Raw genomic sequence first — 26,023 nt, 5'->3', positions numbered from 1 at the left:
GTAAGTAAGACCGTTTCAAGAGCAATTCCTTACAAAGATCCCGATCCGCCAGCTGGCGGACGGGATGACCCTATATATTTTACTGTTCAAAAACTTTCAACGAATTACATGACATCTACAATCCTGATCCCGAAGTTTCGGGACGAAGGATCCCGGTTACGAAACAAATTCTTTGGTTCTGAGTAGTTCGCCCCTCCTTGGATAAGGAGGGGAATTCCCGAGTTGATTCTAGTTTTTATCAACGAGTCCTCCTCCTGTTGTAGGAGGAGACAGAGGAGGTCTTTACTTAAGTATTGTGAGTACATTTACTTGATATGAGTACTTTTGTGCCGCTACTGAGCTGCCTCAGCACAGGCGCCAGTACCAAAAACTCCCGACAAGAATTATTGGCGCGAACTCCATTGCATCGACTAATCATTACAAAAGGTCTACCTGCATATGATGCCTATTCACAAATCAGCCTAAGTGTAATGATTGCTCCTTTGGAGCCGTCGATTCCATTACGTTCTTGGCTCGCCAATAATTCTAAAGGTCGGTGTAATTGGAAGCTTTACTGAAATACTGAGGTTTATTAGAAACGGGACAATTGTTGTAAGTGAATTATCTAACTTCTACAAGAGTGACTAAAAAGCTCTATTTAAAAAAGCGTGTAAAGGCTGAATAACCCGAAAATATTTCATAAGGGCTTCTACCTGATTGTTCTCTTTAACAAACGTTGAAGTTTTGAATTTTGCCATAGCATAAAATTGTTTATTTGCTATGTATGGGAGTTCGCTTTCCAGATCAGCATATTTTTTATCGAGCCTTTTATTACGTTCGCCTTGTAGTTCTCCGAAGCTACTCTTGAATTCAGGATCATTAATTATGCTGATGAACTCTTCTTTGTTGGCTGCGATCAAATCTCTCACTTTTGTAAGTCTGTCTTTAGAAAGCTGATATAATCCGCCTCCAACATGGACATTTTCTGCTCCGATGCCGATATAAAATCCCGGAACTTCAGACTTCTTTCCTTCAGAAGATAAACTTGCTTTCATTAGTGTGTTGTAAGGAGTCTTGTCTTTTGAAAATTGGATATCTCTGTTGATCCTAAACAATGTTTTCTTGGCATCTGTATGGAGATCAGCTTCAATTTCGAGGAGAGCAGGAATTAAGGCTTCAATCAATTCGATAAAAGGTTTACGAACGTGAGTCTCATAATCTTTTCGATGTCCATCAAACCATTCTTTATGGTTATTCTTTTCAAGTTCTTCAAAAAAAGAGATGTAGTTTTGGTCGATCATAATTATTTCTTTTTAGCTAAAATTGCAGCTTCATAGGAATCTTCAGCCCATTGTTTCATTAGTTGCTTGTCTTCAATTACATGAGCCGGCGCTGACCAATACGGCATTCCTTTCCCTTTTTTGGCATGATCAAACGGTTTCATTCCTTCGGCTTCAAACTTTGGGATCAATTCATTATTCACTCTGAAATAAAATGCATTTTCACTGGTCACCATGGCAAACATGATCTTGTCTTTGAAGATCCCGACACCGCCAAACATTTTTCTGGATGATGCACCTTCAAATTCTGATAGTTGATCGACGATGTAATCGACATATTCCTGATTTAAAGCCATGATTATTTATTTTTTTTGATGACAGTTAATGCTTCCAGAGTCAGCGATTCCCATAATTCCTGTTGGGAAAAGGAAACTTCAAACCAGCCTGCCAACGGACCTTTATTTTTGAATGGATTGAAAGGAATAGATTCAAAATCCTGAGCTTCCGGATCAAAGTTCTTCCCGAATTTGAAAACCATATTTCCGTTCTTAGAAATAAATGCGAATACATTCCCATCATATTTGATGGCTTCGGTACTCATCATTTTTCCGGTGGTAACCAGCTTTTCCTTTTCGATCAGCTTAGCTCGGATCTGCTCAAATAATGCTTTTTGTTCTTCCATTCGATTAATTTATAGAATGACAACTGAGAATCCGAATGGGGGACATGGTTTTGTAAGGAATGGTATGTGAGGTTGTCTTACTGTTTTCCAGCGAAGACCTGAAGGAATTCGCTGGAAAACAGTAACAAACATATTTCAATATGCCGAAAACGTATTCATCAGTTTGGCTTCATATTGTTTGGAGTACGAAACTTCGAAAACCAAATTTGTTCAGGTCTTTCAGATATGATCTATTTAATTACTTAAAATTATATGGGGAGAAAAATGATATCCTTGTTGATGTAATAAATGGAATCGAAGACCATGTTCATTTATTGATTCGTTTAAAAACCACACAGAAAATTTCAGAGATAATAAATTTATTGAAGGGAGCCTCATCAAGATGGGTAAATCTGAACGCGAACCTGGAAGAAACTTTCAAATGGCAGAATGGTTATGGCGTTTTCTCAGTAAGCGAAAAGGATATACCGAAAGTCAGAAACTATATTTACAATCAAGAAGAATATCATAAATCTGTTTCTTATTCAGAAGAATTGAAAAGATTGGTCATATAATTAGTATTGAAACATTAGCCAGCGAATTCCTTCAGGTATTCGCGAGTAGTTTAGCAATGAATGTAGTGTAAGAGAAAAAAGAATTATTGGTTATAGATGAAATTTTGATATGACCAGTTAAAATGGAAGTCACAGACTTCCTTGTCTTGTATTTTCAAGTTACAAACTTGAAAAATCTGTGACGGTTTGATATGGATAAAATCTTAATGTAACGATCATTGACATAAGACACGACATCCTAGCGAAGACCTGAAGGACTTCGCTGGCAAACAGTAACAAACAGGATTCGTTATACTGAAGACATAAAGATATTAACTAAGATTCCAATAATGCCTTTCAATATTCAAATCATAAAGCCTTATATTTGACCAATTCAAAAATTTAAATAGCTTAAAATGCTCCTGAAAAATCTTCGTCCGGTTAGTAAAGAACACAACGGAAAAGACACAATCGACATCAGAATACAAGATGGAAAGATCTCAGAAATAGGAAAATCTTTAAAAGCTGAGAAAGGAGAAGATGCTCATGACTTTGAAGGAGCTTATGTAAGTCCGGGTTGGATGGATATGCATATTCATTTACGTGAGCCCGGTTATGAGCACAAAGAAACGATCAAAACAGGTTGTGCAGCTGCGGCTTTTGGTGGATTCACAGCGGTTGCTTGTATGCCGAATACTCAACCGGCTACGCACACCAGAGATGTGGTGGAATACATCATCAAAAAAGGAAATGAAACTCCGGTTGATGTACACCCGATCGGTTGTGTAACCAAAGACAGAGCAGGAAAGTCGATTGCTGAAATGGGAGACATGAAAGACGGAGGAGCAGTTGCATTTAGTGACGACGGAGATCCGGTTTATGATTCTCAGGTGATGCGTGTTGCTCTGGAATATTCTTCCATGCTTGGAATGCCGATCATCAATCATGAGGAAGACCTTGCGCTTTCAAGACCGGGACACATGAACGAGGGAAGAGTTTCTACCAGACTTGGTTTGGATGGAACTCCTTCAATTGCTGAAGAAACCATGATCGCAAGAGATATTTTATTAGCTGAATACACCGGTGGACACATTCACGTAGCTCACATCAGTACAAAAGGAGCAGTCGATCTTGTTAGAGAAGGAAAGAAAAAAGGAATTAATGTAACCACAGAAGTTTGCGCTCATCATTTTGATCTGACGGACGAAGAAATTGAGAAGCAAAAGTTCAATACCAACTTCAAAATGCATCCTCCGCTTCGAACACAAGAAGATGTGGACGCGATGATCGAAGGATTGGTTGACGGAACTATTGATGTGATCTGTACTGATCATGCTCCTCACGCCATTGAAGAAAAGGAAGTGGAATTCATTTATGCTCCGAACGGAATAATTGGGCTCGAAACAGCCTGGAGTATCTCAAACATGAGATTATTCAAAACCAAGAAACTTGACCTTCAGCAACTGGTTGAAAAGCTGTGTTATAGTCCACGGAAGATCTTAAATCTTGAAGTTCCTGCACTCGAAGAAGGAGCACAAGCAAACCTGACATTCTTCAATACCGATGAAGAGTGGACCTTTGATCCAAAAAACGTACGTTCGAAATCTAAAAACTCTCCGTACCTGAATAAGAAGCTGACCGGTAGAGCGGTCGGGATCTTTAACCGTGGTGAGTTGGTGATTAATGAGTTGAGGTAAATAAGAACGAATATTTGTCATGTCGAACGAATGTGAGACATCTAATGATTATCGAAATAAATTATAGTTATGAAGATTTCTCGGTCATCCGCTGTGCAGCGGATTCAACTCGAAATGACAGAAGATGGTGAGGAATGGTTAAAAAAATCCTAGCTTACGAAACTTCAACAAACATTTGCTCGGTAGCTTTTCAGAATCAGAAAGGAGAAATCTTTGAAAAAAGAATTCAGGGAAGAAGTGTGCATTCCGATAATCTATTCTTGTTCACTCAGGAATTAATGAAGGAGCATGACTTCAAAATAGAAGATCTGAATGCTGTATTAGTAAGCAATGGTCCGGGTTCCTACACCGGATTGCGAATCGCGGCAAGTGCGATAAAAGGGATATTGTTTGGTAAGGATGTGGATCTGTTTGCTTGTAATACATTGGCATCTTTTGCAATGGCTACTGGAAATAACTCAGAAGCTATTCACTCGATCATCGATGCAAGAAGGAATCATGTGTATCATCAGGAATTTAAGCTTAATGAGGAGCTTGAAATTATTTCAGAAGCAAAAGTGATCGAACTTACTGATCTGGAAGATCAAATTGTATCCGGTTACACTTTGATTGGAACAGGAATTGATCGTATCAGTAAAAAAGCTTTGGAAAACGTACAGATTTATAACGACAGTTTTATTTCAGCGAAGTCTTTGATCAGACTTTTTCATCTGAAGAATCACACCGATTTCTGTATTAGAACACATCCTGAAGAGCTGAATTCGAATTATATCAGCAGCAGTCAGGTTAATAACACGAAGGCATAATCAGATTCTTATTTAAGGTTAAGATTGGTTATTTTGTGCCTCTAAAAAAATTCAATTACAAACTATGAGTTGGTTTAAAAGAAAAGACGAAAATATTCAGACCGAGACTAAAAAAGAAATGCCGGAAGGCGTTTGGGTTAAGGTTCCAACTACCGGTGAAACGATTCATCGGCGCGAATTGGAAGACAATTTATGGGTTGATCCATTAAGCGGTCATCACTTCAGAATTGGAAGCAAGCAGTACTTTTCGATCATTTTTGATGACAATAAATTTGAGGAATTAGGTCAGAATATTATGCCGACCGATCCTCTGGAATTTTCTGATACCAAGAAATATAAAGACCGACTCGAAGCTACTCAAAAGAAATCAGGATTGTCTGATGCAGCTCGGGTTGGCGTTGGTAAAATGAATGGAATCGATCTTGTAGTTGGTTGTATGGACTTCGGTTTTATCGGTGGAAGTATGGGTTCTGTAGTTGGTGAACGACTTGGAATCGCAATTGATCATGCAAGAGAGAATAAAATTCCGTTGATCATTATTTCCCAAACAGGCGGCGCTAGAATGATGGAAAGTGTGTTAAGTTTGATGCAAATGGCTAAGACATCAGCAAAACTGGCTCAGCTGGAAGAAGATGGAGTTCCGTATATATCTTATATGACGCATCCAACAACCGGTGGAGTTACTGCAAGTTATGCTATGCTTGGTGATTTTAATGTTGCAGAGCCGGGTGCGCTTATTGCTTTTGCAGGACCAAGAGTGGTTCGTCAGACAATTGGTCGTGATCTTCCGGAAGGATTCCAAACCGCTGAATATTTACTGGAGCATGGATTTCTGGATTTTATAGTTCCAAGAAATACGATGAAATCCAAGCTTACAAAACTTTTGAAATTAGTTCTGCATAAGAAGTAACTGATTTAAGTCCCGTCAATTTTTAAAAAGTTATTAGTTATTGGTTATTTGCAGAAATGAAACCAATAACTAATAACCATTAACCTCGAAGAATGAGATTCGCAGATTACGCTAAAATTTATGTTACCGCCGGAAAGGGTGGAGATGGTTCTGCTCATATGAGACGGGAAAAATATGTCCCTAAAGGCGGTCCGGATGGAGGAGATGGTGGAAGAGGCGGAAGTATCATTCTGAAAGGAAATGCACAACTAAATACCATTCTGGATCTTCGTTACAAGAAATACATCAAAGCTAAACCCGGAGCAAATGGTGGTAGCAGTCGTTCTAGCGGTAAAGACGGAGAATCGATCATGCTTCAGGTTCCTTTGGGAACGGTAGCTTTTGATGCAGAATCCCGGGAAAGAATGGGCGAGATCACTGAAGATGAAGAAGAGATCGTTATCGCCAAAGGCGGAAGAGGCGGACTCGGAAACTGGCACTTCAAAAGTTCTGTAAATCAAACTCCTCAATATGCTCAGGAAGGGGAAATAGGAGAGGAGAGAGTAGTAGAGCTTGAGCTTAAATTGATCGCAGATGTGGGTCTGGTTGGATTCCCGAACGCCGGAAAAAGCACTTTACTTTCAGCACTTTCTCATGCAAAACCGAAGATTGCTGACTATCCGTTTACTACACTTGAGCCAAATTTAGGAGTAGTTAAGTTTTCAGATTACAGAAGTTTTGTAATGGCTGATATTCCCGGAATTATTGAAGAAGCACATCAGGGAAAAGGATTGGGAATACAGTTTCTTCGCCATATTGAACGAAACAGTATTTTGTTGTTCATGGTGAGTTCTCAAACAGATATTGAGTATGAGTACAATGCTTTGGTGAACGAGTTAAAAGCCTATCGGAAAGATCTGTTAGACAAGCCCAGAGTACTAGCTATAACTAAGATGGATTTAAAACAAGGTTTTAAGTTAGATAAAAAACTTCATTTTGATGATGAAATTCCCGTAATTCCAATTTCATCTGCTACCGGACATGGTGTGGATGAACTTAGAGAAGCACTTTGGGAAAAACTTCAACATGCAAAACAAGAAGATTCTTAGAAACTTAATCGCACTAACTCTAATTCCCGGACTGGGAAGCAAGAGAGTCAGGCATTTAGTTCAGGAATGTGACCAACTCGAAAACCTATTCAATCTCAGTAAAACTCAGCTCAGAAGTTACGAAGGAGTTGGGGAAGCTACAGCTTTGGCCATTTTATCATTCGATGACTGGGAAAGTGTAGATCAACAAATAGAAGATACGGATAAGATCGGCGCTCAAATCATTACAATGAGAGATTCGGAATACCCGAACTTATTGAAAGAAATTTACGATCCACCAATTCTGTATTGGCTTAAAGGCGATCCCGAAGCTCTAAAAAAACCCGGAGTAGCAGTAGTAGGAACCAGAAATGCGTCTACTTACGGAAAGAAACAAGCCCAGAAATTTTCCACTAAGCTGGCAGAAAAGGGGTTGTGCATTTTTAGCGGTTTAGCATATGGAATTGATACTATCGGACATCAATCAGCTTTGAATGTGGGAGCTACAACGGTGGCTGTTTTGGGTTCAGGAATTGATAATCTGTATCCAAAGAGTAATACGGAAGTCGCGAATTCAATTGTGAAAAGCGGTGGAGCTGTTATTTCAGAATTCCCTTTGGGGATGATTCCCGAAAAAAATAACTTTCCATTGCGAAACAGGGTTGTAAGTGGTTTAAGTCTTGGAGTAGTTGTAATTGAATCCGGAATAAAAGGAGGGAGCATGATCACTGCAGAACTGGCTCTGGATCAAAATCGGGAAGTTTTTGCAATTCCCCATCATTTAGAAAACCCTTCAGGAACGGGGTGTAATTATCTCATCAAAAAAGGAGCTGCTAAATTGGTTCAGGTAGTTGATGATATTTTAGTGGAGTTACCCATCGATTTTGAATCTGATGGAAATAGTGCAAAAGAACTCCCTAAAAAAGCACCAAGTTGGAAAGAATATAAGCTGGATAAACTAAGTACTTCCATCTGTGAGCAACTGGAACAACAATCTTTTCAAATAGACGACCTGGCAGATGAATTGAGTGTCCATACCAGCGAATTATTGGTTGCGCTGCTACAACTGGAAATGCAGGATATTATCACTCAAAAAGCCGGTAAGATCTTTGAATTAAGGTGATCAACTCTGCATACACTTTAGTATTTTCAATAGCATTTTCTGCTTTTTGTCTACAAAAATAATGCACGACTTTATAAGAGAACTATCTCATAAATACATAGAAATAGGTCATTCCGAACTTGTTTCGGGATCTTTGTAAGGGCAGGTTTATGAATAGCTTTAATCATCTAGAACAAAGGCTACTCACACTTTTTCAACTAACTTAGGATTGATTTTGATCCGCTGAAGAACTTGATATCAAGACAAAAGTAGGTAGCATTGTGCTCAACTAAGCCGTCGATTTCATTACGTTCTTTCCTTGCCAATAATTCTAAAGGTCGATGAAAATGTAGCTTTCAATTACCTTCTGCTTGCATTCGCAATTTCTTCAAAATCAACGTTTTTGTACTCAAATTGAGTTTGTTCGAATAACTGATCGCTGTGATTTTCTCTCCAGTCTTTGTGAAGGGCTAACTGAGCACCTGCCGGTGGATAAACGGTAAATTTTACTGTGTAGAGATCATCTCTTTTTCCGGGTAAGCTGATGTTTCTAGCATAGTGAAGATTATCGATCAAATTGATATGTGGAACGACCTGAATATCCTCTAATCGTTCTCCAGTGCGCTCATTGATCACTTCAGCAGTAATAGTGAGATAAGCCACAAAGCCACCTCTGGGCGCTCCTTCAGGAACTGTCACAGTTTTATCTGATGCCCAATTAACTCTGGCTTCGAGATGAACATCAGTTTTTGATTCTTCCAGATGAAGATGAGAAGGAGTGACGTTATCCTTAATAGCACCTTCAAAAATTACCCGTATTCCAGGTTTAACAAGCTCACTCCCGATGATCAGTTCCTGAGCCGGAAGTAAATTCGTGGATAAAAAAGTAATCAGAAATAAAAAGAAAAGTCTCATTGATGAAATTGAATTTAAGTTTCACCAAAGATATCACTATTAAGATTAATTCTAAATAGTAATTTTGCGTCAGCTGAGCTCTTCCATGATCTGATCGATCTTATTCATCAATTTTTTCTGAACAAACGGATATTCATGTACGGTTGCGATAGTATCGTTAACGCTGCAATAGAATTTGATCTTAGGCTCTGTACCGGAAGGACGAGCAGAAATAATTGCACCATCTTCAGTTATAAATTGCAGCACGTTTGATGAAGGAAGGTCGATCTCAGAAACCTCACCTGTCTTCACATTCTTTTCTTCTGCCGATTTATAATCTTTGATAGTAATTACATCAGAGCCACCAAGTGAAGTAGGTGGATTTTCTCTGAAGTTCTTCATCATTTCAAGAATTTCTTCAGCACCTGATTTCCCTTTCTTTGTAATGGAGATCAATTTTTCCTGATAGATACCAAAATCTACATACATTTCCAGAAGAGCTTCATACAGACTAGATCCATTATCTTTGTAATAAGCAGCCATTTCTGCGATTATTACGGCTGAAACTACAGCATCTTTATCACGAACGTGTTCACCGATCAGGTAACCGTAACTTTCTTCACCACCGGCAATGAACTCTTTTTCACCTTCAAAATTGGTCATGAGTTCACCAATATATTTGAAACCGGTAAGGGTATTGAAACAATCGACAGAATAAGATTCAGCGATCTCATCAATCAGGTAAGAAGTAACCACCGTTTTTACGATATACTGATTTCCATTCAGTTTACCGGCGTTCTTCCAGGCAGTTAGCATATAATTAATGATCAGGCAGGCAGTCTGGTTACCATTTAAAAGCGTCCATTCACCCGAGGTATCTTTTACAGCAATTCCTATTCTGTCCGCATCCGGATCGGTTGCCATTACGAGTTCAGCATCAATTTCTTTGGCTTTATCCAGAGCCATTGCAAGCGCGTCTTGTTCCTCAGGATTTGGATATACAACAGTTGGGAAGTTGCCGTCCACAACCATTTGTTCCTCAACCAACGTCACATTTTCAAAACCGTACATTTTGAGTGCAGGAGGAACCAGTACCCCGGCTGTCCCATGAATAGGAGAGAACACGATCTTCAGATCCTTCTGATTCTGTATTTCCTTTTCAGAAACGGAGAGTTTCTTTAGTTCGGCTAAATATTTCTGATCGACATCTTCTCCAATCATTTCGATTAGCTCATTATTCCCTTCAAATTTAACGTCATCGATCGAAGCGACTTTTTGTACTTCTTCCATCACGGCTTTGTCGTGTGGCGATACCAATTGTCCACCATCAGCTCCGTACGCTTTAAAGCCATTGTATTCCTTGGGATTGTGAGAAGCGGTAAGTACCACGCCTCCCTGACAATTGAGCTCTCTTACTGCATACGATAATTCCGGAGTCGGGCGTAGTCCTTCGAAGAAGTATACCTTAATTCCATTTGCTGAAAATACATCGGCAACTACTTTAGCCAGCGTGTCTGAATTATTTCTGCAATCGTGTGCAATAGCTACTTTTATCTGTTGATCAGGGTAGGTTTTCTTCAGGAAGTTACTGAATCCCTGAGTTGCTACTCCAAAAGTGTATTTGTTTACACGGTTTGAGCCAATACCCATAATTCCGCGCAAACCACCTGTTCCAAATTCCAGGTCTTTGTAAAAAGCATCTGTTAACTCTTCGAACTTTTCTTGTTCTATTAACGAACGAATCTCTTGCTTTGAATTCTCGTCATAGCTGCCTTCCAGCCATTGATCAATTTTTTGTTGAACTGAAGCTTCTAATTGTTGCATTGCCCGAATTTGAGTTTTGTATTGACTAGTAAAAAATATGAATAATAATATTCTTAAACTTATTGAAAAGCGTTTAAGTTTAGTGGAAAGTGTTAATGTTTAGTTAAGTTTTAGACCAAAAGTAATTCCTAACCTTACACCAAGAAAGTTGGTGTTCTCTCTGTTTTCTTCTGTTTGATTTTTCAGCGTCATTTCATCATTTATTTTATAGCTGGATTGTAATACAGGGACAAAAAAAGAAAGTGTAGGCTCTATTATAAAAAGATCATCATACACGCGCACCCCAAAGCCCGGTTCTATAAAAAAAGACTGAGATGTTATTTCAAAGCTACCTAATGAATTTGAAGGTAAGCGTTCTAATTTTTCAGAGTATGAAATAGATGAGATATTAAGTCCTGATTTAAGACTGAAATAGGGAAAATAACTTAGATTATTATGTATTTGGTTTTTAAGATGAAGCTTTCCTTGCAATCCGAATACTAAATTGGAGCCATTTTGATTGTAATATAGATCCTCCAGAATATTATAATAAGATCTTTCGGTTCTAGACTTTTCATGTCTAAAAAATAACCCAAAACTATATACCTGATAAACACGATCTAAGTGAATTCCATATGCATAGCCGAATGGTAAATAATCCGTATTACTAAGGTTTGGTATATTATTTTGAGAATAATCTTGAGCTGATATTTTTCTCAGACTACTATGATTATAGCTGCCAAAACCAGACCAAAATCCGAGTTCAATTGTTTGAGATTTGGTTTCTATTGAGTTGAAAAAAACAATCCCAAGAGTAATAAGAAGACACAAAGTAATATTTCCTTTCATAAAATTAGGTAGGATTATTTTTTATAGTGATGAAATCGATCCAGTAAAATCAATAATATTTAGCGTGATAACCGATTTATGATTTTAGAATTTTTTGGAAATTGAGCAATCAACATGTTACTGTCTGCCAGTTCAAAATCAGCAAAATCAAAACCTGGTGACACAGTGCATCCTACAAATGAGTAAGAATTTGGTTTCATGACTTCCGAAGCAAACCAAACTCCCTTAGGTACTACAAATTGTGGAACCTGTCTGTCTTTGAACTCTAATCCAATCTTTTGAAAAGAGTAGTTTCCCTGATTATCAATCATGTGAACAGTCAAAGGAGAACCTTCATAAAAATGCCACATCTCATCTTGTTTGATCCGATGAAAGGCTGAAAAATTATCAGAGGTGAGTAAGAAATAAATTCCTGTGCAATAGTTTCGGTCTCCATTGATTTCGTTACTCAAAACCTCAGAAGGAATTACTCCTTCACTTCTGTAAGTTTCCTTGAAGTAGCCACCTTCCGGGTGTTTTTGAAGGTTGAAATTGTTGATCAAATCCTGAATTCGGTTCTTCACCTTAAGTTATTTTACAGTAATTATATATACAAAGTCCCGAACCGCATTTACTTGTTCTGAGGTACTTGCATCATTTGTGGACAGTTCTGTTTTAATATTTACAGATGAAGGTAAAAGATCAATAAGATTGCCCAGATAAGATGATTTTATAGCATAAGTAACGTTTTCGGCATTTCCGTGTTTTGCGTTAACAATACCGATCACATTTCCTTTACTATCAAACAGTGGACCTCCACTATTTCCGGGTTGTGTTGGAGCAGAAATTTGATAACTGGTTATATCTCCATTATAGCCTGTTCTGGAACTTATTACCCCATTTGTAAGCTTAAGCTCATCTCCCATAGTAGAAAGTAGTGGAAAGCCGAGAGTAAATATATCTTCTCCTACAAGTGCATTAGATCGTAAAGAGATACCATAGCCGGGAGTGCTGATATTCAGAGAGTCCTGGTCGTTAAGTTTGATGATAGCCAGATCATTATTTTCATCTTTAACAACTATACTGGCTTCAAATTCTTTACTAAAGTCCCCGTTTATTCCTCTTACGAATACACGATCAGCATTTTCAATTACATGATTATTAGTAACGATAAATCCTTTTTCAGAAATGGCAAAACCCGTTCCTGAACCCAAAGTTAAGTCATTATTAGTTGGGTATACTTTTAAAAAGGGCTCCGAAAATTGTTCGGTACTATTCGTTAAAGTAAATAATCCCGGTCCAATTGAGATTATAAAATCCTTGTTCAAAGTTCGGTTACTACTTATCCAGTCAATCTTGTATAGTTGAGTAGAAGCAGAATTCTTAAAAATAGCTTTTAATTGACCTTCTTCCCAGATAGGCTCGAAGTCATCACTAACTCCTGATAAGTAGATTAAATTATAGACCCCCGTTTTTTCTCTATTTATTGCTAATCTGAGATCGAAACCGTTCGGATCCTTTCCTTCGTATATACCTTCAATTTCAAAAAATCTTTCGTCCCAGCTCTCTTTTAGTTGATCTTCAGTATGCAAAATATCATAGTAAGTATATTTACTATGAACGATTTTTCCGGTAAAACTAGCGCATGGCATAAAACTTTGATTTACTTCAAGATCTATAGAAGTAATATGATATCCATTGCCTCCCGATTCTTTTGCAATAGAAAGTGCTTTACCGAATAATTCGTCAGGTTCACATTTCGTTGCATTTTTTGTATCCACAGAGAGTGTTCCAAGAGTATCTACATCTCCGACTATGCTTTGTCCTCCAAAAGAAATCATTACAATCTCATCTTCGGGAAGAGGGGGGCGAACTTCGTCTAACTTAAGGTTATAGCTTGGAGCACAAGCAAAAAATACCGGGATTAAAAGAAATAAATATCTGAGCATAAGTGGATTTTAGAATTCTAGCGAAAGTATAAAAATAATTCGCTAAGAACATAATTTAATCCCTGTTAATATTGATGTTTATTGTTTTAGAAAAAATTCGGAAAAGACGAAAGGATGAGATTGAATCAACTATATACATTAGGGACGTATCGCGATACGTCCCTAATGTATATTGAAAAAGAAAATAAGCTTGTTTTAATTTCCTTCCTTAAACCTGTTATTGATCAAAATCGGTTCACCGAAACCTAATTGCTCTAACCGATCCATTTGTGTTTTGGCATCACCTACTACTAACCAGATCATTTGATCAGGATTCGCGTATTTTTGAGCTAATTCAGATATCTCTTCTTTGGTCATGTCTTTTACGATCTGTTCACGCTCTTTTACATAATCAGGACTCCATCCATAATCGCTTATGTTATCTAACATATTTAGTTTGGCACCAAGAGTTTCAAAGCTTCGGGCATTACTTTTCAGTAAAAAGCTTTTTGTGGTTTCAAGATCGGTATCGGTAAAAGTAGAAGGGTATTTTTCCAGAATTTCTTTAACCAAAGCAGCAGATTCGTAAGTCACGTTAGTTCGAACACCACTGCTTATGGTAAATGGTCCGGCAATGTTTGAACCTGAGAAGCCTGAACCAATTCCGTAGGTATAACCTTTACCTTCACGAAGCTCCTGAGTAAAGCGGGAGGCAAATCCGCCTCCGCCAAGTATATAATTCATAACGGTAGCAGGATAATAATCTTCGTGAGTTTCAGGCATAGCCAGATATCCGAATCTTATCACGGATTGTTTAGCATTTGGAACATCATAAAAATACACGATAGATTCTTCAGGTCTTTCCGGAGTCTCAAACTCAGGAATATCTACTGACTTAGCTTCCCATTTACTTTCAAGATCAACCAATGAATTCATTACTTCTGTTTTCGATATGGAACCAACGATCATAAAATCAGCGACAGAAGGAGAGAAGTTTGCATTGTAATAATCCTTCAGGTCTTGAATGGTGATGGACTCCACGCTCGAGGTCGTGCCGATCGAGTTGTAAGAAAGAATATGATCTTCACCAAACAGCAATTTGTTATAGGCATTTGAAGCAATACTATTTGGGTTGGCACTTTGCTGAGCAATCTGACTTAATGTACTTTGCTTCGCTAATTCAAATTCGGTTTCATCCCAACGAGGTTCTAATATAATTTCTTCAACCAGATCCAGAGTTTTGTCATAATTCCTGGCCAAGCTATTTCCGGTAATGGTAATGGTTTGTCTGCCGGCATTTACATTGATGGAAGCCCCTAGTTCATTGATGGCTTCTTCTAACTGCTCGGGGGTTTTATTCGCAGTTCCACGAGTCATAAGATCTGCCATTAAATTAGAAACTCCGGTTTTGGAAGTGTTTTCTAACAGTAGTCCACCTTCTATTTCTATTGTAAATTGAACGAGTGGAAGTTCATTGTTCTCGATTCCAAATATCTGCATTCCGTTTTCTAATGAACCTTCCCAAACATCAGGTACTTTCACATCCGGGCTTTCACCGTATGGCGGCTCAACCGTTCTGTCAAAACTCGAAGCCGTTCTTTCGAAGTCGGTTTCTTCAGGAAGTTCAAATTCTTCGTTTGCTTTTCCTTGTACGATTTGCTCTTCTACCACTTCCGCAGGTTTTGAATTTTCAAGAGCAAGTTCAGCTTGTCCTTGAGGAATAAAACTGGTTGCGATGAAATTCTCGCCTTTGATATATTCTTCATACACTCTCAAAATATCATCTTTAGTAACAGCGAGTGTTCTCTGAATATCTTCGTTGATATATCCCGGATCCTCTGCAAAAATATTGTACTGAGCCAGCTGGAAAGCTTTTCCTAATACGCTGGAAAGCCCATTGTAGAACTGAGTTTCAATCCCTGCTTTAATTCGATCCAGATCCGCTTCAGTAAATCCTTCGGTTTCGAATTTTTTAAACGCTTTGTTTACTGATTCCGATACTTTGTCAAGATCAGTTCCTGGATAGGCTCGAATTAATAAAGTAGTTTCGCCTGCTATTTCAGCATTTTGGCTGAACATGAATACATTTGAAGAAACCTGCTCTTCCTCAACCAATACTTTATTGAACGGTGCTTTTTTACCATCAGTGAGTAGCTGAGATAAAATGTCAAGCGCGTACATATCAGGATGGTATTGCTTTACTGTAGGCCAAACCATTCGTAGTTCAGGAAGACGAGCAAAGTTATCTTCATAGAATAATTTTTTTGTTTCAGCAACTTCAACAGGAGCATCGGGTAGTGGAGTGATCTCTTCTCCACGGGGAATTTCGGCAAAATATTTTTCAACCCATTCTTTGGCTTGGTCAGAATCGAAGTCGCCGGCAATAACTAATGTAGCATTGTTTGGGACATACCATTTACGATAAAATTCCTTTACATCAGCCAAAGTAGCATTTTGAAGATCTTCCAAAGAACCAATAACTTGATGATTATATGGATGTCCTTGTGGATACAGGTTTTTACCAATCACGTAGCTTGCGTGACCATAAGGGGCGTTATCAACACCCTGACGTTTTTCATTTTTCACAACTTGTTTCTCTTTTGCAACAACCGCTTCAGTAACCGTATTTATGAAAAAACCTAATTTATCAGCTTCTGCCCATATCATTTTTTCCAGAGCGTCATTTGGTACGGTCTGGAAATAATTGGTTCGGTCTCTGCTTGTAGAACCATTTGCACCGGAACCTCCAATACGACTACTCATTTTATCCAATCCGCCTTTTCCCAGATTTTCAGATTCTAAAAAGAGTAAGTGTTCGAAAAGATGTGCAAAACCGGTTTTTCCTTCTATTTCACGTGCAGACCCAACGTGAAAAGTTAATGCAACTGCGGTAACCGGATCGGAGTTATCTTCATGGAATATGACTTCCAATCCGTTATCGAGAGTAAATTTCTCATAGTTAACTGAGAATTCTTGTTTGTTGTTGGAGCATGAGCTCAAAAGGAAACCTGTAAACAGGAATGCAAAAAGGAATCTGAATTGTAATTTCATTGTGATGATAAGAGATTGATAATTAGTTCGAATATAGGACGAGATAAAATCAGAAAATGTTAAAGTAATTTCTGAGATTGAATCTTTTCTCAATTTCGTTAGAACATTTTTTAAAGCATTGAACCTTTATAACTTAATAAGTTTACTCTTGATTAGAGTTGATCTGCTTCAAATATTTATCATGGATACGTTTATTATCAAAGTACAAGTTTATTGATTTGGAAAAGTTTTTAAGTGGGGAAATAAAATTAAGTTCAAAATATTTATTGTGATTTTCAGTATTCATAGTTTCTAAATACTCTATATTTTTATCACCTTCTCTAACACCTAATCCTGTCGCGACGTATCCATTCGTATAATTCAGAACTGCGATCTGGATAATACCTTCATCCACTTCTTTTATTTTTACCAAAGCAGTTATATCAGTTAGTTTTTCAGGAATGGAATAGTACACATAGAACAAAGAGTCATTCATGTTTTCTTTGTGAGAATTACTATATCCGTGATTAGGGTGCACAATTTTAAAAAAATCTGACTTGCTCATATTCAATGAATAACTTTCATCTGAATCAATATTTAGAGATACTATGGCTCTCGGGGCAGTAGTTGCTACAAATGAAAACAAAGATATAAACGAAATAAAAGCTAAAGAAGTTTTTCTATGTCTAATTCTTTTTGATGATTGATTAATGAAATAGTAGTAAGATATAGGGAGTACAATGAAAGCTATAAAATCTGTAGAATCTATTGTTCGATGTAACATTAGTCCGCTGTCTTTAAAGAAATGAATTAACCCAGATGAAAGTTCAGAATTCCAATAGATAAAAATTGCTATGGTTAGTGTATAAATACTTTTAATCCATTTTGGAAATAGTGCTGCGAAAAAGAATGGAAATATGAAGAGACCTGCAAAATCTGAAAGCTTACCTGTGATTGGATTACTAAACTCATACTTAAAAACTAAATCATTAAGCAACAACAAGCATAGCCCAATTAAAAAGAGGGGAGACTGAAGTAATTCTGTTCTGCGTCTTTCCATAAATTAAGTAAGATCTTTCAATTTTATGTAGAATTCAGGTAAAAGTTCCAAGTAACAATAAGATCTTAGATAATTTATAGAAAATAGGACGAGATAAAGTCAGAAAATGTTAAAGTAATTTCTGAGATTTTACATGAATTGATTTTTAGGGTAATGTGTCACTCAGAGCGGCAGCGGAGAGTCTGCACATCTAAAGAACTAAGCAAAATTCATGCTGTTCAGATCCATCGGCGGTAGCCTCTGAATGACTCTTTGTTTTAATAATATTATTAGTACGGCTATTCTTTTTAATTTAACATGAAAAAGGATTGCCTCTCACAGCATATCTCCCTATCTTTACCAGCCTTTGCAGGAGTGCAAAATTTCAACTACTCAGACTACCAAAAAATTTTAATAAAATCGCGATTTAGCACATGAATAAAGGAACAATTGCACAGGTAATCGGACCTGTTGTCGACGTTGACTTTACCGATGGCGAAACCCCTGCCATCCTAAATGCCCTAACTATTGAAAATCCAACCGACGGCTCAACTCTTTATTTGGAGGTAGCTCAACACTTAGGTGAAGATCGTGTGCGTACTATCGCCATGGATTCTACCGATGGTTTAGTAAGAGGAATGGAAGTTATCGATACAGGCAAAACTATTTCTATGCCTGTTGGCGAAGATATTCGTGGACGTTTATTCAATGTAGTAGGCGAAGCGATTGATGGTATTAAAGCACCTGAAGGAAAAAGAAATTATCCAATTCACCGTGAAGCTCCTGCTTTTGATCAACTTGCTACATCTACAGAGATGTTGGAAACAGGAATCAAAGTAGTTGACCTTCTTTGCCCATATGCAAAAGGTGGAAAAATTGGTCTTTTTGGTGGTGCCGGTGTAGGTAAAACCGTATTGATCCAGGAATTAATTAACAACATCGCAAAACAGCATGGTGGTTTATCAGTGTTCGCAGGTGTTGGTGAAAGAACACGTGAAGGAAATGACCTTCTTCGTGAGTTTATCGAATCCGGAGTAATTAACTACGGTGATGAATTCAAAGAGTCAATGGAAGCAGGAGAGTGGGATCTTTCTAAAGTTGACGAATCAAAATTAAAGGAATCACAAGCAACTCTAGTGTTTGGTCAGATGAATGAGCCTCCGGGAGCACGTGCTCGTGTAGCTCTTTCAGGTTTGACTGTTGCAGAGTATTTCCGTGATGAAGTTTCCAGAGATATTCTGTTATTCATCGATAATATTTTCCGATTTACTCAGGCTGGTTCTGAGGTATCTGCACTGTTAGGTCGTATGCCTTCTGCGGTAGGTTATCAACCAACATTGGCAACTGAGATGGGTGCTATGCAGGAGCGTATCACTTCAACTAAGAAAGGTTCTATTACTTCTATTCAGGCAGTATATGTACCTGCGGATGACTTGACCGATCCGGCTCCGGCAACAACATTTACTCACTTAGATGCCACTACAAACCTGAACCGTGCATTGACACAAATTGGTATTTATCCTGCGGTAGATCCTCTGGATTCTACTTCAAGAATTGTAGATCCAAAAGTTGTAGGTGAAGATCATTACAACACAGCGAGAAGAGCAACTATTTTGCTTCAAAACTATAAAGATCTTCAGGATATCATCGCTATTTTAGGGATGGATGAACTTTCTGATGAAGATAAGTTGACAGTAAACAGAGCACGAAGAGTACAACGTTTCTTCTCTCAACCATTCTTCGTAGCAGAGCAGTTTACTGGTTCTCCTGGTAAGTATGTGAAGATCGACGATACCGTAAAAGGTGTTAAGATGATCATTGACGGTGAATTGGATCATCTTCCTGAAGGTGCTTTCTACATGGTTGGTGATATCAACGAAGCAATTGAAAAAGGCGAGAAGATGCTCGCAGAATCTGAAGAAGCTTAATTCTAAAGCATGAGTACTTTTATAGCACAGATCTTAACTCCTGAAGGTTCTTTATTTGAAGGCGATGTTACCGGTGTAAAAATGCCGGGAACTCAGGGAAGTTTTGAAGTTAAAGCAAATCACGCTCCTATTGTTTCTACTTTAGAAGAAGGAGAGGTGTTAGTTCGTAAATCTGAGGGAGAAACTAATTATAAGATCTCCGGTGGATTTGTGGAAGTAGCTGAAAACAAACTCACTTTATTAGCTGAATCTGTTATTGAAGAATAATCCATCTGCGAGGAACGAAGCAGTCTTGTTTTCAAGATAAATCGCTTCACATTGTTCGCAAATGAAAATAATTTTATAAAGCCGGTTTTCGAAAGAGAATCGGCTTTTTTGTGTGTATAGATTTAATACTATATATTTAGTATTAAATACGTTTCTATGAAAAAAATTAGTTTTCTGGTTTTATTACTTGGATTGTATTGCGCAACTGCACAATCACAGCAACGATTTGATACAACGTTTACTCCTCACATTGTTGAGCCATTGTTTGATGAGTCTTTTGCACCGGTTATATGTATCGACTCTGCCCACAATAATTTGCATACTCTTGATGGTGGTTTCTCGCCTTTTGCGCGATTGATGAAAGCAAACGGTTTTCAGATGAGAGATATGAATTCTTCTGTTTCAAATATAGAAGTACTTTTAGGTTGTGATATTTATGCAATAGTAAATCCATTACACGAAAGTAATCTCGGCAACTGGAGATTGCCTAATCCTTCTGCTTTTACCACACAGGAAATCAAAGAGATCGATCAATGGGTAAATGAGGGAGGTAGATTATTTCTGGTGGCGGATCATATGCCTTTTGCCGGTGCTGCTTTTGAATTAGCTAAATCGTTTGGGTTTAATTTCAGTAATGGCTTTGCACGGTTGAAAAAAGAAGGAAATCAACCAGATTATTTCTCTTTGCAAAACGAAAGACTAGAAGAGCATCCAATGCTGGCAGGAGAAATTCAATCCGTTACAACTTTTACCGGCAGTGCTTTTATATATCCTGAGGAAGCTGAACTTATTCTGTCTTTTAAAAAAGGAGATATCAGTCTTGAACCCGAAATTGCGTGGCAGTTTGCTGATACCACAAAAACCATAGATCTGGAAAACTACGCACAGGGAGCTGTGATGAATTATGGAAAGGGAAAACTAGCTGTGTTTGGTGAGGCAGCAATGTTTACTGCGAGGGATGTAACCAACGAAAACGGGACTTTTAAAGTAGGTTTTAATTCCCGGTTAGCTCCGAATAATCAGCAATTTGCTGTAAGATTGATGAGGTATTTGGTGGAGTAATGGTTTGGGTATGCGTAGCGTCCCGCAGGCCGTTATTGCTTATAGGTTTTGCTGTAGCCGTTTTTTATTTTTTCAATTCTTGAATCTGTTGTTTTGCATACGCAATAGACCTTTCATTTCCGTATCTAATTACTTTCTCGTAATATTCAATCGCGGTTTCTTTATCTCCTTTCAATTTATAGCCTTGCGCAATATTCCCAAGTACAATTACATCTTCGGGATCTATTTTTTCAGCTTTCAGTAAAGGTTCAATTCCCTTGTCATATTCTCCTGTCAATAAATATGTGATTGATAGATTTGACAAGCTTTCAACATGTTTTGGATAGTATTTTAAAATCTCTTGTGCGATTGTTCTCATATTTACAAGTAAGTCGTCATTACCTGTATTGTATAGGTTTAATTGATAGTCTTGAAGAGAAGTGAGAAAGAAGTCCTTTCCGTTTTCTTTCTTTTCGTTATTTGTCCAAGTCCATTGATTATCATTTTCGCTCGAATATTGAATAGTCTTTACTATTTCATTAGTAAAACCTTGCCAATTTTTAGCTTGTCCAAGAGCATAGATTTTTCCAAATCGCATATCTAAACGATTTGGATAAAGTTTAATTCCTTCGTCAATTTTGGCAATCCCTTTATTAAATGTCTCAGGGTTAAAATATATAGAGCTTCCGATAAATCCTGCCGTTTTTCCTGTGCTATCTTGAAGCGAAAGACTTTCTCCTTTAGGCTGTTCAGTTGATATGGAAAGGATTTCTTGTTTGGATTTTAGAAAGTAATAGTTGAAATAACTCGTAAATAATTCAGGGTTTTTCGGGTCTTGGTTCTCCCAACTTGTTAAGATTTCAAGTTGTTTAACAATGTCTCCTTCTTGGTAGTATTTGTCGAAGTCGGTTTTAAAGTCCTGTCCAAGAACTGTGGTAGAAAAAAGTGCAATTACTAAAAGGTTTAATATGTGTTTCATGTTCTGTTTTTAAATGGCTACCATCCAATCCTACCACGATTTTTATCAGTCCCCAATTCATCACGTACTTCTTTGGGATCTTCGGGCATTACAAAACCCGGAGGGGGAGAAAAGGCGTCGTAACCCCAATAGGCTTCCGGATCATCAGTTACATAATTAATGAAAGTGCCAACAATAGGAAGAGCTGTTCTTGCTCCCTGACCAATACTATAGCTTCCGTCCTGAGGGAAACGAATCCGACGATCCTCACCACCAACCCAGGCACCCATTACAATATGTGGGGTCATCCCGATAAACCAGTTATCAGAAGCATCATTGGTAGTTCCTGTTTTTCCGGCTATATCCTGTCGAATACCGTACACATTTCTTAATCGTACACCGGTTCCGAAGTATCCATCGCCGCCTCTGATCACTCCTCGCATCATATCAACCATCATATAGGCTGTTTCAGGACTGATCACTTCCTTGCGGTATTCAGGGAAATATTCCTGAAGTACATTTCCCTCTTTATCTTCAATTCTTGTGATTGCAATTGGCTCAATATGAACACCATTATTGGCAAAAGTTGTATAAGCAGAAGTCATTTCTAGCAATGAAGCTTCTGCAGTTCCTAAAGCAATGGAAGGATAGGCTGGTGTTCTGCTCATATCCACCCCTAAATTAGAAGCCATATCTTTTATTTTTCTGGCGGCGGCATCCAATTCCCATAGTTTATTGGTTCCCGGATAACCTGCAAGTTCAGGAAGTAAGCGAACGGTTACATTATTCATACTTCTTGCCAAAGCTTCCCTCAAAGGAACTTCATTGGGTCCACTGGCTACCTCAGCATCTTTAGGATTCCATACTTTCCCGTTTCTGTCACGGAATGAGATCGGAAATTTTGAAAATTTATGATAGGGCTTAAAGCCGTTATCAATAGCAACAGAATACACAAAAGGTTTAAATGTAGAACCAACCTGTCTTCTTGATTGATAAACATGATCAAATTGTACGCTTCCATAATTGGAACCACCCACCCATGCAAGGATATTTCCGTTGGTAGGCTCAATAGCTACAAAACTGGCTTCTAATCTTGTTCGGGCTTTAAGTACGGAATCCACAAAGGCAGTATCAGCTTTCAGACTGTCTAAAACTACTTTTCGGATCTTGGTATTATAGGTTTGATATCCATTTTTATATCGATCGGTCTCTTCCAGAAAACTGTCTTTAAAAGTCGGAAATTCATCCCACAGCTTGTCCATATATTCGTTGCTGCCGCGAGAAGTCCATTCGTATTCGAATATCTTTTGAAGGGAATCTAACTTAGTGCTTAATGCTCGTTCCGCATGTTTTTGAAGGCGGGAGTCAATCGTTGTGTAGATCACAAGCCCGTCTTTGTAAATATCATATCCGTTTTCTTCAGCCCATCCGGATACTCTTTGTCGTACATACTCACCAAAATATCTACTCACTCTTCCGGCTTTTGATGGAGGTTGGTAGTCAAGAGTAATGGGCTCTTGTTTAAGCTGATTGTATGAGGTAGAATCAATAAATCCTTGATTGTTCATCAGGTAAAGAACAATATTTCTTCTTCTTTGTGATCTTTCAGGATAAATCCGGGGATTATATGCATAAACCGCATTTACGGAACCAACCAACACAGCAGATTCAGAAAGGGTTAATTCTTTTGCAGGTTTATTGTAATGAGTTCTTGAGGCTGCTTCGATACCAAAGGCACTGTTTGCATATTCCACAGTGTTCAGATACATCTCAATAATCTCTCTTTTGGTATAATTTTGTTCGATCTGAACAGCGGTGATCATTTCCCTGAATTTTCTGGAAATGGAAAATTTTAATCCAATTTCTTTATAGAGATTACGAGCAAGCTGTTGGCTGAGAGTAGAGCCACCTTCTACACGACCACGCATCAAATTGAATGGAATGGCAAGAGTTCTCACCATATCTATTCCCCAATGGTTATAAAAGCGATGATCTTCTGTAGCCACTAGTGCGTTTATGACGTGTGGTGAAATTTGATCGTAAGGAACCCAGGTTCTGTTTTCTGTAAAATATTTGTCTAAAACAACACCGTCTCTGCTTCGAACTTCAGTAGCAATAGCAGTGTCCGGATTTTCCAGTTTTTCGAGAGGGGGAAGTCCCTGGAAAAGGAAAATAACGTATCCAATTACTACAACTAAAAGCGTAGCCGCTACTGCACCGGTCCATGTAATGATCTTTTTTCTGAGATTGTCAGAACTAAAACCATATTTAGAAGAAGGCTCTTCTGAATTTTCTTCTCTGGCTTTTCGCTCAGCCAGCACTTCTTTGCGGTATTCCGGATCGTTAAAATACCGTTGGTGATCAATAGGTTCTTTTTTATCGCTCATTCTACAACACTTGATTCAGTGAAAGGTACAAATTCTTTATCAGAAGCACTCCATCTAACGAGTTGATACGCTCCATTGTTGTAAAGAGCTACCGTCTTATGATAGAAAAAGGTTCCAAGGTTTATATACGTTCCGGCTTTAAATGTTTCCATTCTTGGAATATGATCATGCCCCATTATTATAAAGTCTATATCCTTTTCTTTTAGCACGCGTTTTGCATGTTTATCCAAAGGGATGGGAGTTCGGTTTTCCTTCATTTTAGAAAAACCTGAGAATTTTTTCATAACCGGAATTCCCAATTCAGGAGGCAGAAATGCCTGAAACATTTTCACAAAATATTTACTTCTTAATACGCCGTGGAAAAAAGGACGTAATAGGTCATCGCTTTTTCCAAACCTTCCATCGCCATGCATTAATAAGGTATTAAAACCATTTTGCTTGATAATGCGATAATTGCATTCCACATCAAAACCCAGGTCTTCGAAATGACCATACGTCCAGTTATCATGATTTCCTGTGATATAGGTGGTGGGTTCACATTGTGTGTTATGCTTTTTGAAGGCTTGCAATACCTTTTGACCAACATTTGGGATGAATTTTTTTTTCGGATACTCCATCCAATAATCAAAGAGGTCGCCAAGTATATAGATCTTGATCTTTTGTTCACAACAGTGATCGATAAGCGCGATGAGTTCATCCTCAATCTCTTTCTCGGTAGTTGCATCAAAAGCTCCGAGATGCACATCAGAAATAAACAAACTGGTTTGGTCAGCCATTTACTTTATTTCTTACGGGTAATTACATAGTGAATCAGATCAACAAAATCTTGTCTGGCTTGTGACTCAGGAATTTTTTCTAATCCTTCGATCGCTTTGTTTGCATATTCATACATACTCTTTTTTGCATGATCCATACCACCTTTATCATGAACAAAGTCTACGATCTCATCAATATTCTTCGAAGTTTTTTTCCTTTTCTTCATTAACGCCCGGATATGAGAAGCCTCTTTCTTAGAGCTGTGTTCCAATGCTTTTATTAGAGGCAATGTTACTTTACGCTCTTGAATATCGTTTCGCTTTGGCTTGCCTATATCATACATGCCATAATCAAAAAGGTCGTCCCTGATCTGAAAAGCAATTCCGATACTCATCCCGATGTTTGCCATTAATTCATGCTGGTCTTTATCATTGGTAGCAGAAACTGCTCCACACTCACAACAAGTTGATATCAAGCTGGCCGTTTTTTCGGAGATTATCTGGAAGTATCGCTCTTCAGTCATATTAAATAACCCGGCAGTTTTAAGTTGACGAAGTTCTCCTTCGCTCATTTTTTGAACTGCTTTGGATTGTACTTTCAGTAACTTGTACTCTTTATTCTCAAGTGAAACTAGTAATCCCCGGGAAAGCAAAAAATCACCAAGAAGCACTCCTGCTTTATTTTTCCAGATCTTATTGATGCTCACAAATCCGCGTCTGGAATTAGCTTCATCAACAACATCATCATGAATAAGGGTAGCAGTGTGCAACAATTCGATCATTGTAGCTGCAATATGACTTCTCTTGGAAATACCATCGAATAAGTTAGCCGTCATAAAAACAAGAGTAGGACGAAGTTCTTTCCCTTTTTGTTTGTGCAGATATCTCAGAATTTGATCGAGTAGAAACACATCTGTTTTGATGGTATCTTTGAAAAAAGATCTGAATTCAGTTAAATGCTCTGAAACAGGGGCGGTGATTTCTTTTAAAGATTTACGAACCACAGAATCTTTTTCAATTCTGGCAAGGGAAACGTTATCGTCCATCAAATATGTTTAAATTTTCTTAAACTTGAATAGCTCGAAATTTAGTTAATATATAGGACAAAT

24 protein-coding genes are annotated in these 26,023 nt (G+C 38.0%); 10 read left to right on the top strand and 14 right to left on the bottom strand.

Annotated elements, in window-relative coordinates; all coding sequences use genetic code 11:
- Positions 1-186, top strand: a 186-nt coding sequence (locus tag A8B79_RS16255) for a hypothetical protein (protein ID WP_235603528.1), incomplete at its 5' end; no start/stop codon positions are given.
- A gap of 437 nt (positions 187-623) precedes the next feature.
- Here A8B79_RS16255 and A8B79_RS02420 read toward each other — a convergent pair.
- Genes A8B79_RS02420 through A8B79_RS02410 form a run of 3 tightly spaced genes read right to left on the bottom strand, consistent with a single transcriptional unit; the run spans position 624 to position 1,941 of the window.
- Entirely contained in the window at positions 624-1,280 is a 657-nt protein-coding gene (locus A8B79_RS02420) for a DUF2461 domain-containing protein (protein WP_066217521.1), read from the bottom strand.
- Positions 1,281-1,282: 2 nt separating this feature from the next.
- Entirely contained in the window at positions 1,283-1,615 is a 333-nt protein-coding gene (locus A8B79_RS02415) for a TfoX/Sxy family protein (RefSeq protein ID WP_066217519.1), read from the bottom strand.
- 2 nt (positions 1,616-1,617) lie between these two features.
- Entirely contained in the window at positions 1,618-1,941 is a 324-nt protein-coding gene (locus tag A8B79_RS02410; RefSeq protein WP_066217516.1) for a hypothetical protein, read from the bottom strand.
- A 140-nt stretch (positions 1,942-2,081) separates the two neighbouring features.
- Here A8B79_RS02410 and tnpA point away from each other — a divergent pair, with 140 nt between their 5' ends.
- From tnpA to dprA, 6 genes are all read left to right on the top strand, one after another.
- Positions 2,082-2,495, top strand: coding sequence for an IS200/IS605 family transposase (gene tnpA, locus A8B79_RS02405; protein WP_066217515.1), 414 nt, complete (start codon positions 2,082-2,084; stop codon positions 2,493-2,495).
- Between the two features lie 395 nt (positions 2,496-2,890).
- A complete protein-coding gene (locus A8B79_RS02400; protein WP_066217513.1) occupies positions 2,891-4,171 on the top strand; it encodes a dihydroorotase in 1,281 nt (426 codons plus the stop codon).
- Between the two features lie 134 nt (positions 4,172-4,305).
- Positions 4,306-4,977 (top strand): tRNA (adenosine(37)-N6)-threonylcarbamoyltransferase complex dimerization subunit type 1 TsaB, encoded by a 672-nt coding sequence (gene tsaB / locus A8B79_RS02395; RefSeq protein ID WP_066217510.1) that lies wholly within the window; start codon positions 4,306-4,308, stop codon positions 4,975-4,977.
- Positions 4,978-5,041: 64 nt separating this feature from the next.
- The gene (gene accD, locus A8B79_RS02390) at positions 5,042-5,887 is read left to right on the top strand and encodes an acetyl-CoA carboxylase, carboxyltransferase subunit beta (RefSeq protein ID WP_066217508.1); all 846 of its coding nucleotides are present in this window, start codon (positions 5,042-5,044) and stop codon (positions 5,885-5,887) included.
- A 92-nt stretch (positions 5,888-5,979) separates the two neighbouring features.
- A complete protein-coding gene (obgE, locus tag A8B79_RS02385; RefSeq protein WP_066217506.1) occupies positions 5,980-6,975 on the top strand; it encodes a GTPase ObgE in 996 nt (331 codons plus the stop codon).
- Positions 6,953-8,077: a DNA-processing protein DprA gene (dprA, locus tag A8B79_RS02380; RefSeq protein WP_066217504.1), complete on the top strand. Its 1,125-nt coding sequence runs from the start codon at positions 6,953-6,955 to the stop codon at positions 8,075-8,077. Before obgE ends, dprA begins: the two co-directional genes overlap by 23 nt.
- 339 nt (positions 8,078-8,416) lie before the next feature.
- On the opposite strand, the gene A8B79_RS02375 is transcribed toward dprA, so the two are convergent.
- The 7 genes from A8B79_RS02375 to A8B79_RS02345 form a co-directional block, all read right to left on the bottom strand.
- A complete protein-coding gene (locus A8B79_RS02375; protein WP_066217502.1) occupies positions 8,417-8,971 on the bottom strand; it encodes an iron transporter in 555 nt (184 codons plus the stop codon).
- Between the two features lie 69 nt (positions 8,972-9,040).
- Positions 9,041-10,774 (bottom strand): phospho-sugar mutase, encoded by a 1,734-nt coding sequence (locus A8B79_RS02370; RefSeq protein ID WP_066217500.1) that lies wholly within the window; start codon positions 10,772-10,774, stop codon positions 9,041-9,043.
- 99 nt (positions 10,775-10,873) lie between these two features.
- On the bottom strand, positions 10,874-11,602 hold the full coding sequence (locus tag A8B79_RS02365) for a hypothetical protein (protein WP_066217498.1): 729 nt from the start codon (positions 11,600-11,602) through the stop codon (positions 10,874-10,876).
- Positions 11,603-11,661: 59 nt separating this feature from the next.
- A complete protein-coding gene (locus A8B79_RS02360) occupies positions 11,662-12,165 on the bottom strand; it encodes a cupin domain-containing protein (protein WP_066217496.1) in 504 nt (167 codons plus the stop codon).
- 6 nt (positions 12,166-12,171) lie between these two features.
- Positions 12,172-13,530, bottom strand: coding sequence for a S1C family serine protease (locus tag A8B79_RS02355; protein ID WP_066217494.1), 1,359 nt, complete (start codon positions 13,528-13,530; stop codon positions 12,172-12,174).
- 195 nt (positions 13,531-13,725) lie between these two features.
- Positions 13,726-16,560 carry a M16 family metallopeptidase gene (locus tag A8B79_RS02350; RefSeq protein WP_066217564.1) on the bottom strand — a complete coding sequence of 945 codons (2,835 nt, stop codon included), beginning with the start codon at positions 16,558-16,560 and terminating at the stop codon, positions 13,726-13,728.
- Positions 16,561-16,702: 142 nt separating this feature from the next.
- On the bottom strand, positions 16,703-17,599 hold the full coding sequence (locus A8B79_RS02345; RefSeq protein ID WP_066217492.1) for a hypothetical protein: 897 nt from the start codon (positions 17,597-17,599) through the stop codon (positions 16,703-16,705).
- Between the two features lie 413 nt (positions 17,600-18,012).
- On the opposite strand from A8B79_RS02345, the gene atpD reads away from it, so the two are divergent.
- The 3 genes from atpD to A8B79_RS02330 all read left to right on the top strand — a co-directional run bounded on the left by atpD (position 18,013) and on the right by A8B79_RS02330 (position 20,835).
- The gene (atpD, locus tag A8B79_RS02340) at positions 18,013-19,506 is read left to right on the top strand and encodes a F0F1 ATP synthase subunit beta (RefSeq protein WP_066217490.1); all 1,494 of its coding nucleotides are present in this window, start codon (positions 18,013-18,015) and stop codon (positions 19,504-19,506) included.
- Between the two features lie 9 nt (positions 19,507-19,515).
- A complete protein-coding gene (atpC, locus tag A8B79_RS02335; RefSeq protein ID WP_066217488.1) occupies positions 19,516-19,773 on the top strand; it encodes an ATP synthase F1 subunit epsilon in 258 nt (85 codons plus the stop codon).
- Positions 19,774-19,929: 156 nt separating this feature from the next.
- Entirely contained in the window at positions 19,930-20,835 is a 906-nt protein-coding gene (locus tag A8B79_RS02330; RefSeq protein WP_066217486.1) for a hypothetical protein, read from the top strand.
- 64 nt (positions 20,836-20,899) lie between these two features.
- Here A8B79_RS02330 and A8B79_RS02325 read toward each other — a convergent pair whose 3' ends face one another.
- Genes A8B79_RS02325 through A8B79_RS02310 form a run of 4 tightly spaced genes read right to left on the bottom strand, consistent with a single transcriptional unit; the run spans position 20,900 to position 25,960 of the window.
- Positions 20,900-21,793 carry a tetratricopeptide repeat protein gene (locus A8B79_RS02325; protein WP_066217484.1) on the bottom strand — a complete coding sequence of 298 codons (894 nt, stop codon included), beginning with the start codon at positions 21,791-21,793 and terminating at the stop codon, positions 20,900-20,902.
- Positions 21,794-21,810: 17 nt separating this feature from the next.
- Positions 21,811-24,159: a penicillin-binding protein 1A gene (locus A8B79_RS02320; RefSeq protein ID WP_066217482.1), complete on the bottom strand. Its 2,349-nt coding sequence runs from the start codon at positions 24,157-24,159 to the stop codon at positions 21,811-21,813.
- On the bottom strand, positions 24,156-24,935 hold the full coding sequence (locus tag A8B79_RS02315; protein WP_066217481.1) for a UDP-2,3-diacylglucosamine diphosphatase: 780 nt from the start codon (positions 24,933-24,935) through the stop codon (positions 24,156-24,158). The genes A8B79_RS02320 and A8B79_RS02315 overlap by 4 nt, the downstream gene beginning before the upstream one ends.
- Positions 24,936-24,940: 5 nt before the next feature.
- Positions 24,941-25,960, bottom strand: coding sequence for a polyprenyl synthetase family protein (locus tag A8B79_RS02310; RefSeq protein WP_066217477.1), 1,020 nt, complete (start codon positions 25,958-25,960; stop codon positions 24,941-24,943).
- Between the last annotated feature and the right edge of the window lie 63 nt (positions 25,961-26,023).

Origin of the sequence: Balneola sp. EhC07, from assembly GCF_001650905.1 — a bacterium.
In the GTDB taxonomy this organism is placed as follows: domain Bacteria; phylum Bacteroidota; class Rhodothermia; order Balneolales; family Balneolaceae; genus Balneola.
Note: the sequence above shows the minus strand (reverse complement) of the source record. Positions and strands in the feature narration are given on the sequence as shown.

Bases quoted from the DNA above. Each gene is read 5' to 3' on its own strand.
- A8B79_RS02325 (WP_066217484.1), bottom strand. From the start codon at position 21,793: ATGAAACACATATTAAACCTTTTAGTAATTGCACTTTTTTCTACCACA.
- A8B79_RS02310 (WP_066217477.1), bottom strand. From the start codon at position 25,960: ATGGACGATAACGTTTCCCTTGCCAGAATTGAAAAAGATTCTGTGGTT.
- A8B79_RS02415 (WP_066217519.1), bottom strand. From the start codon at position 1,615: ATGGCTTTAAATCAGGAATATGTCGATTACATCGTCGATCAACTATCA.
- tsaB (WP_066217510.1), top strand. From the start codon at position 4,306: ATGGTTAAAAAAATCCTAGCTTACGAAACTTCAACAAACATTTGCTCG.
- atpD (WP_066217490.1), top strand. From the start codon at position 18,013: ATGAATAAAGGAACAATTGCACAGGTAATCGGACCTGTTGTCGACGTT.
- tnpA (WP_066217515.1), top strand. From the start codon at position 2,082: ATGCCGAAAACGTATTCATCAGTTTGGCTTCATATTGTTTGGAGTACG.
- A8B79_RS02320 (WP_066217482.1), bottom strand. From the start codon at position 24,159: ATGAGCGATAAAAAAGAACCTATTGATCACCAACGGTATTTTAACGAT.
- A8B79_RS02350 (WP_066217564.1), bottom strand. From the start codon at position 16,560: ATGAAATTACAATTCAGATTCCTTTTTGCATTCCTGTTTACAGGTTTC.
- A8B79_RS02420 (WP_066217521.1), bottom strand. From the start codon at position 1,280: ATGATCGACCAAAACTACATCTCTTTTTTTGAAGAACTTGAAAAGAAT.
- A8B79_RS02375 (WP_066217502.1), bottom strand. From the start codon at position 8,971: ATGAGACTTTTCTTTTTATTTCTGATTACTTTTTTATCCACGAATTTA.
- A8B79_RS02370 (WP_066217500.1), bottom strand. From the start codon at position 10,774: ATGCAACAATTAGAAGCTTCAGTTCAACAAAAAATTGATCAATGGCTG.
- A8B79_RS02410 (WP_066217516.1), bottom strand. From the start codon at position 1,941: ATGGAAGAACAAAAAGCATTATTTGAGCAGATCCGAGCTAAGCTGATC.
- A8B79_RS02330 (WP_066217486.1), top strand. From the start codon at position 19,930: ATGAAAAAAATTAGTTTTCTGGTTTTATTACTTGGATTGTATTGCGCA.
- A8B79_RS02355 (WP_066217494.1), bottom strand. From the start codon at position 13,530: ATGCTCAGATATTTATTTCTTTTAATCCCGGTATTTTTTGCTTGTGCT.
- obgE (WP_066217506.1), top strand. From the start codon at position 5,980: ATGAGATTCGCAGATTACGCTAAAATTTATGTTACCGCCGGAAAGGGT.
- A8B79_RS02315 (WP_066217481.1), bottom strand. From the start codon at position 24,935: ATGGCTGACCAAACCAGTTTGTTTATTTCTGATGTGCATCTCGGAGCT.
- dprA (WP_066217504.1), top strand. From the start codon at position 6,953: ATGCAAAACAAGAAGATTCTTAGAAACTTAATCGCACTAACTCTAATT.
- atpC (WP_066217488.1), top strand. From the start codon at position 19,516: ATGAGTACTTTTATAGCACAGATCTTAACTCCTGAAGGTTCTTTATTT.
- A8B79_RS02400 (WP_066217513.1), top strand. From the start codon at position 2,891: ATGCTCCTGAAAAATCTTCGTCCGGTTAGTAAAGAACACAACGGAAAA.
- A8B79_RS02365 (WP_066217498.1), bottom strand. From the start codon at position 11,602: ATGAAAGGAAATATTACTTTGTGTCTTCTTATTACTCTTGGGATTGTT.
- accD (WP_066217508.1), top strand. From the start codon at position 5,042: ATGAGTTGGTTTAAAAGAAAAGACGAAAATATTCAGACCGAGACTAAA.
- A8B79_RS02345 (WP_066217492.1), bottom strand. From the start codon at position 17,599: ATGGAAAGACGCAGAACAGAATTACTTCAGTCTCCCCTCTTTTTAATT.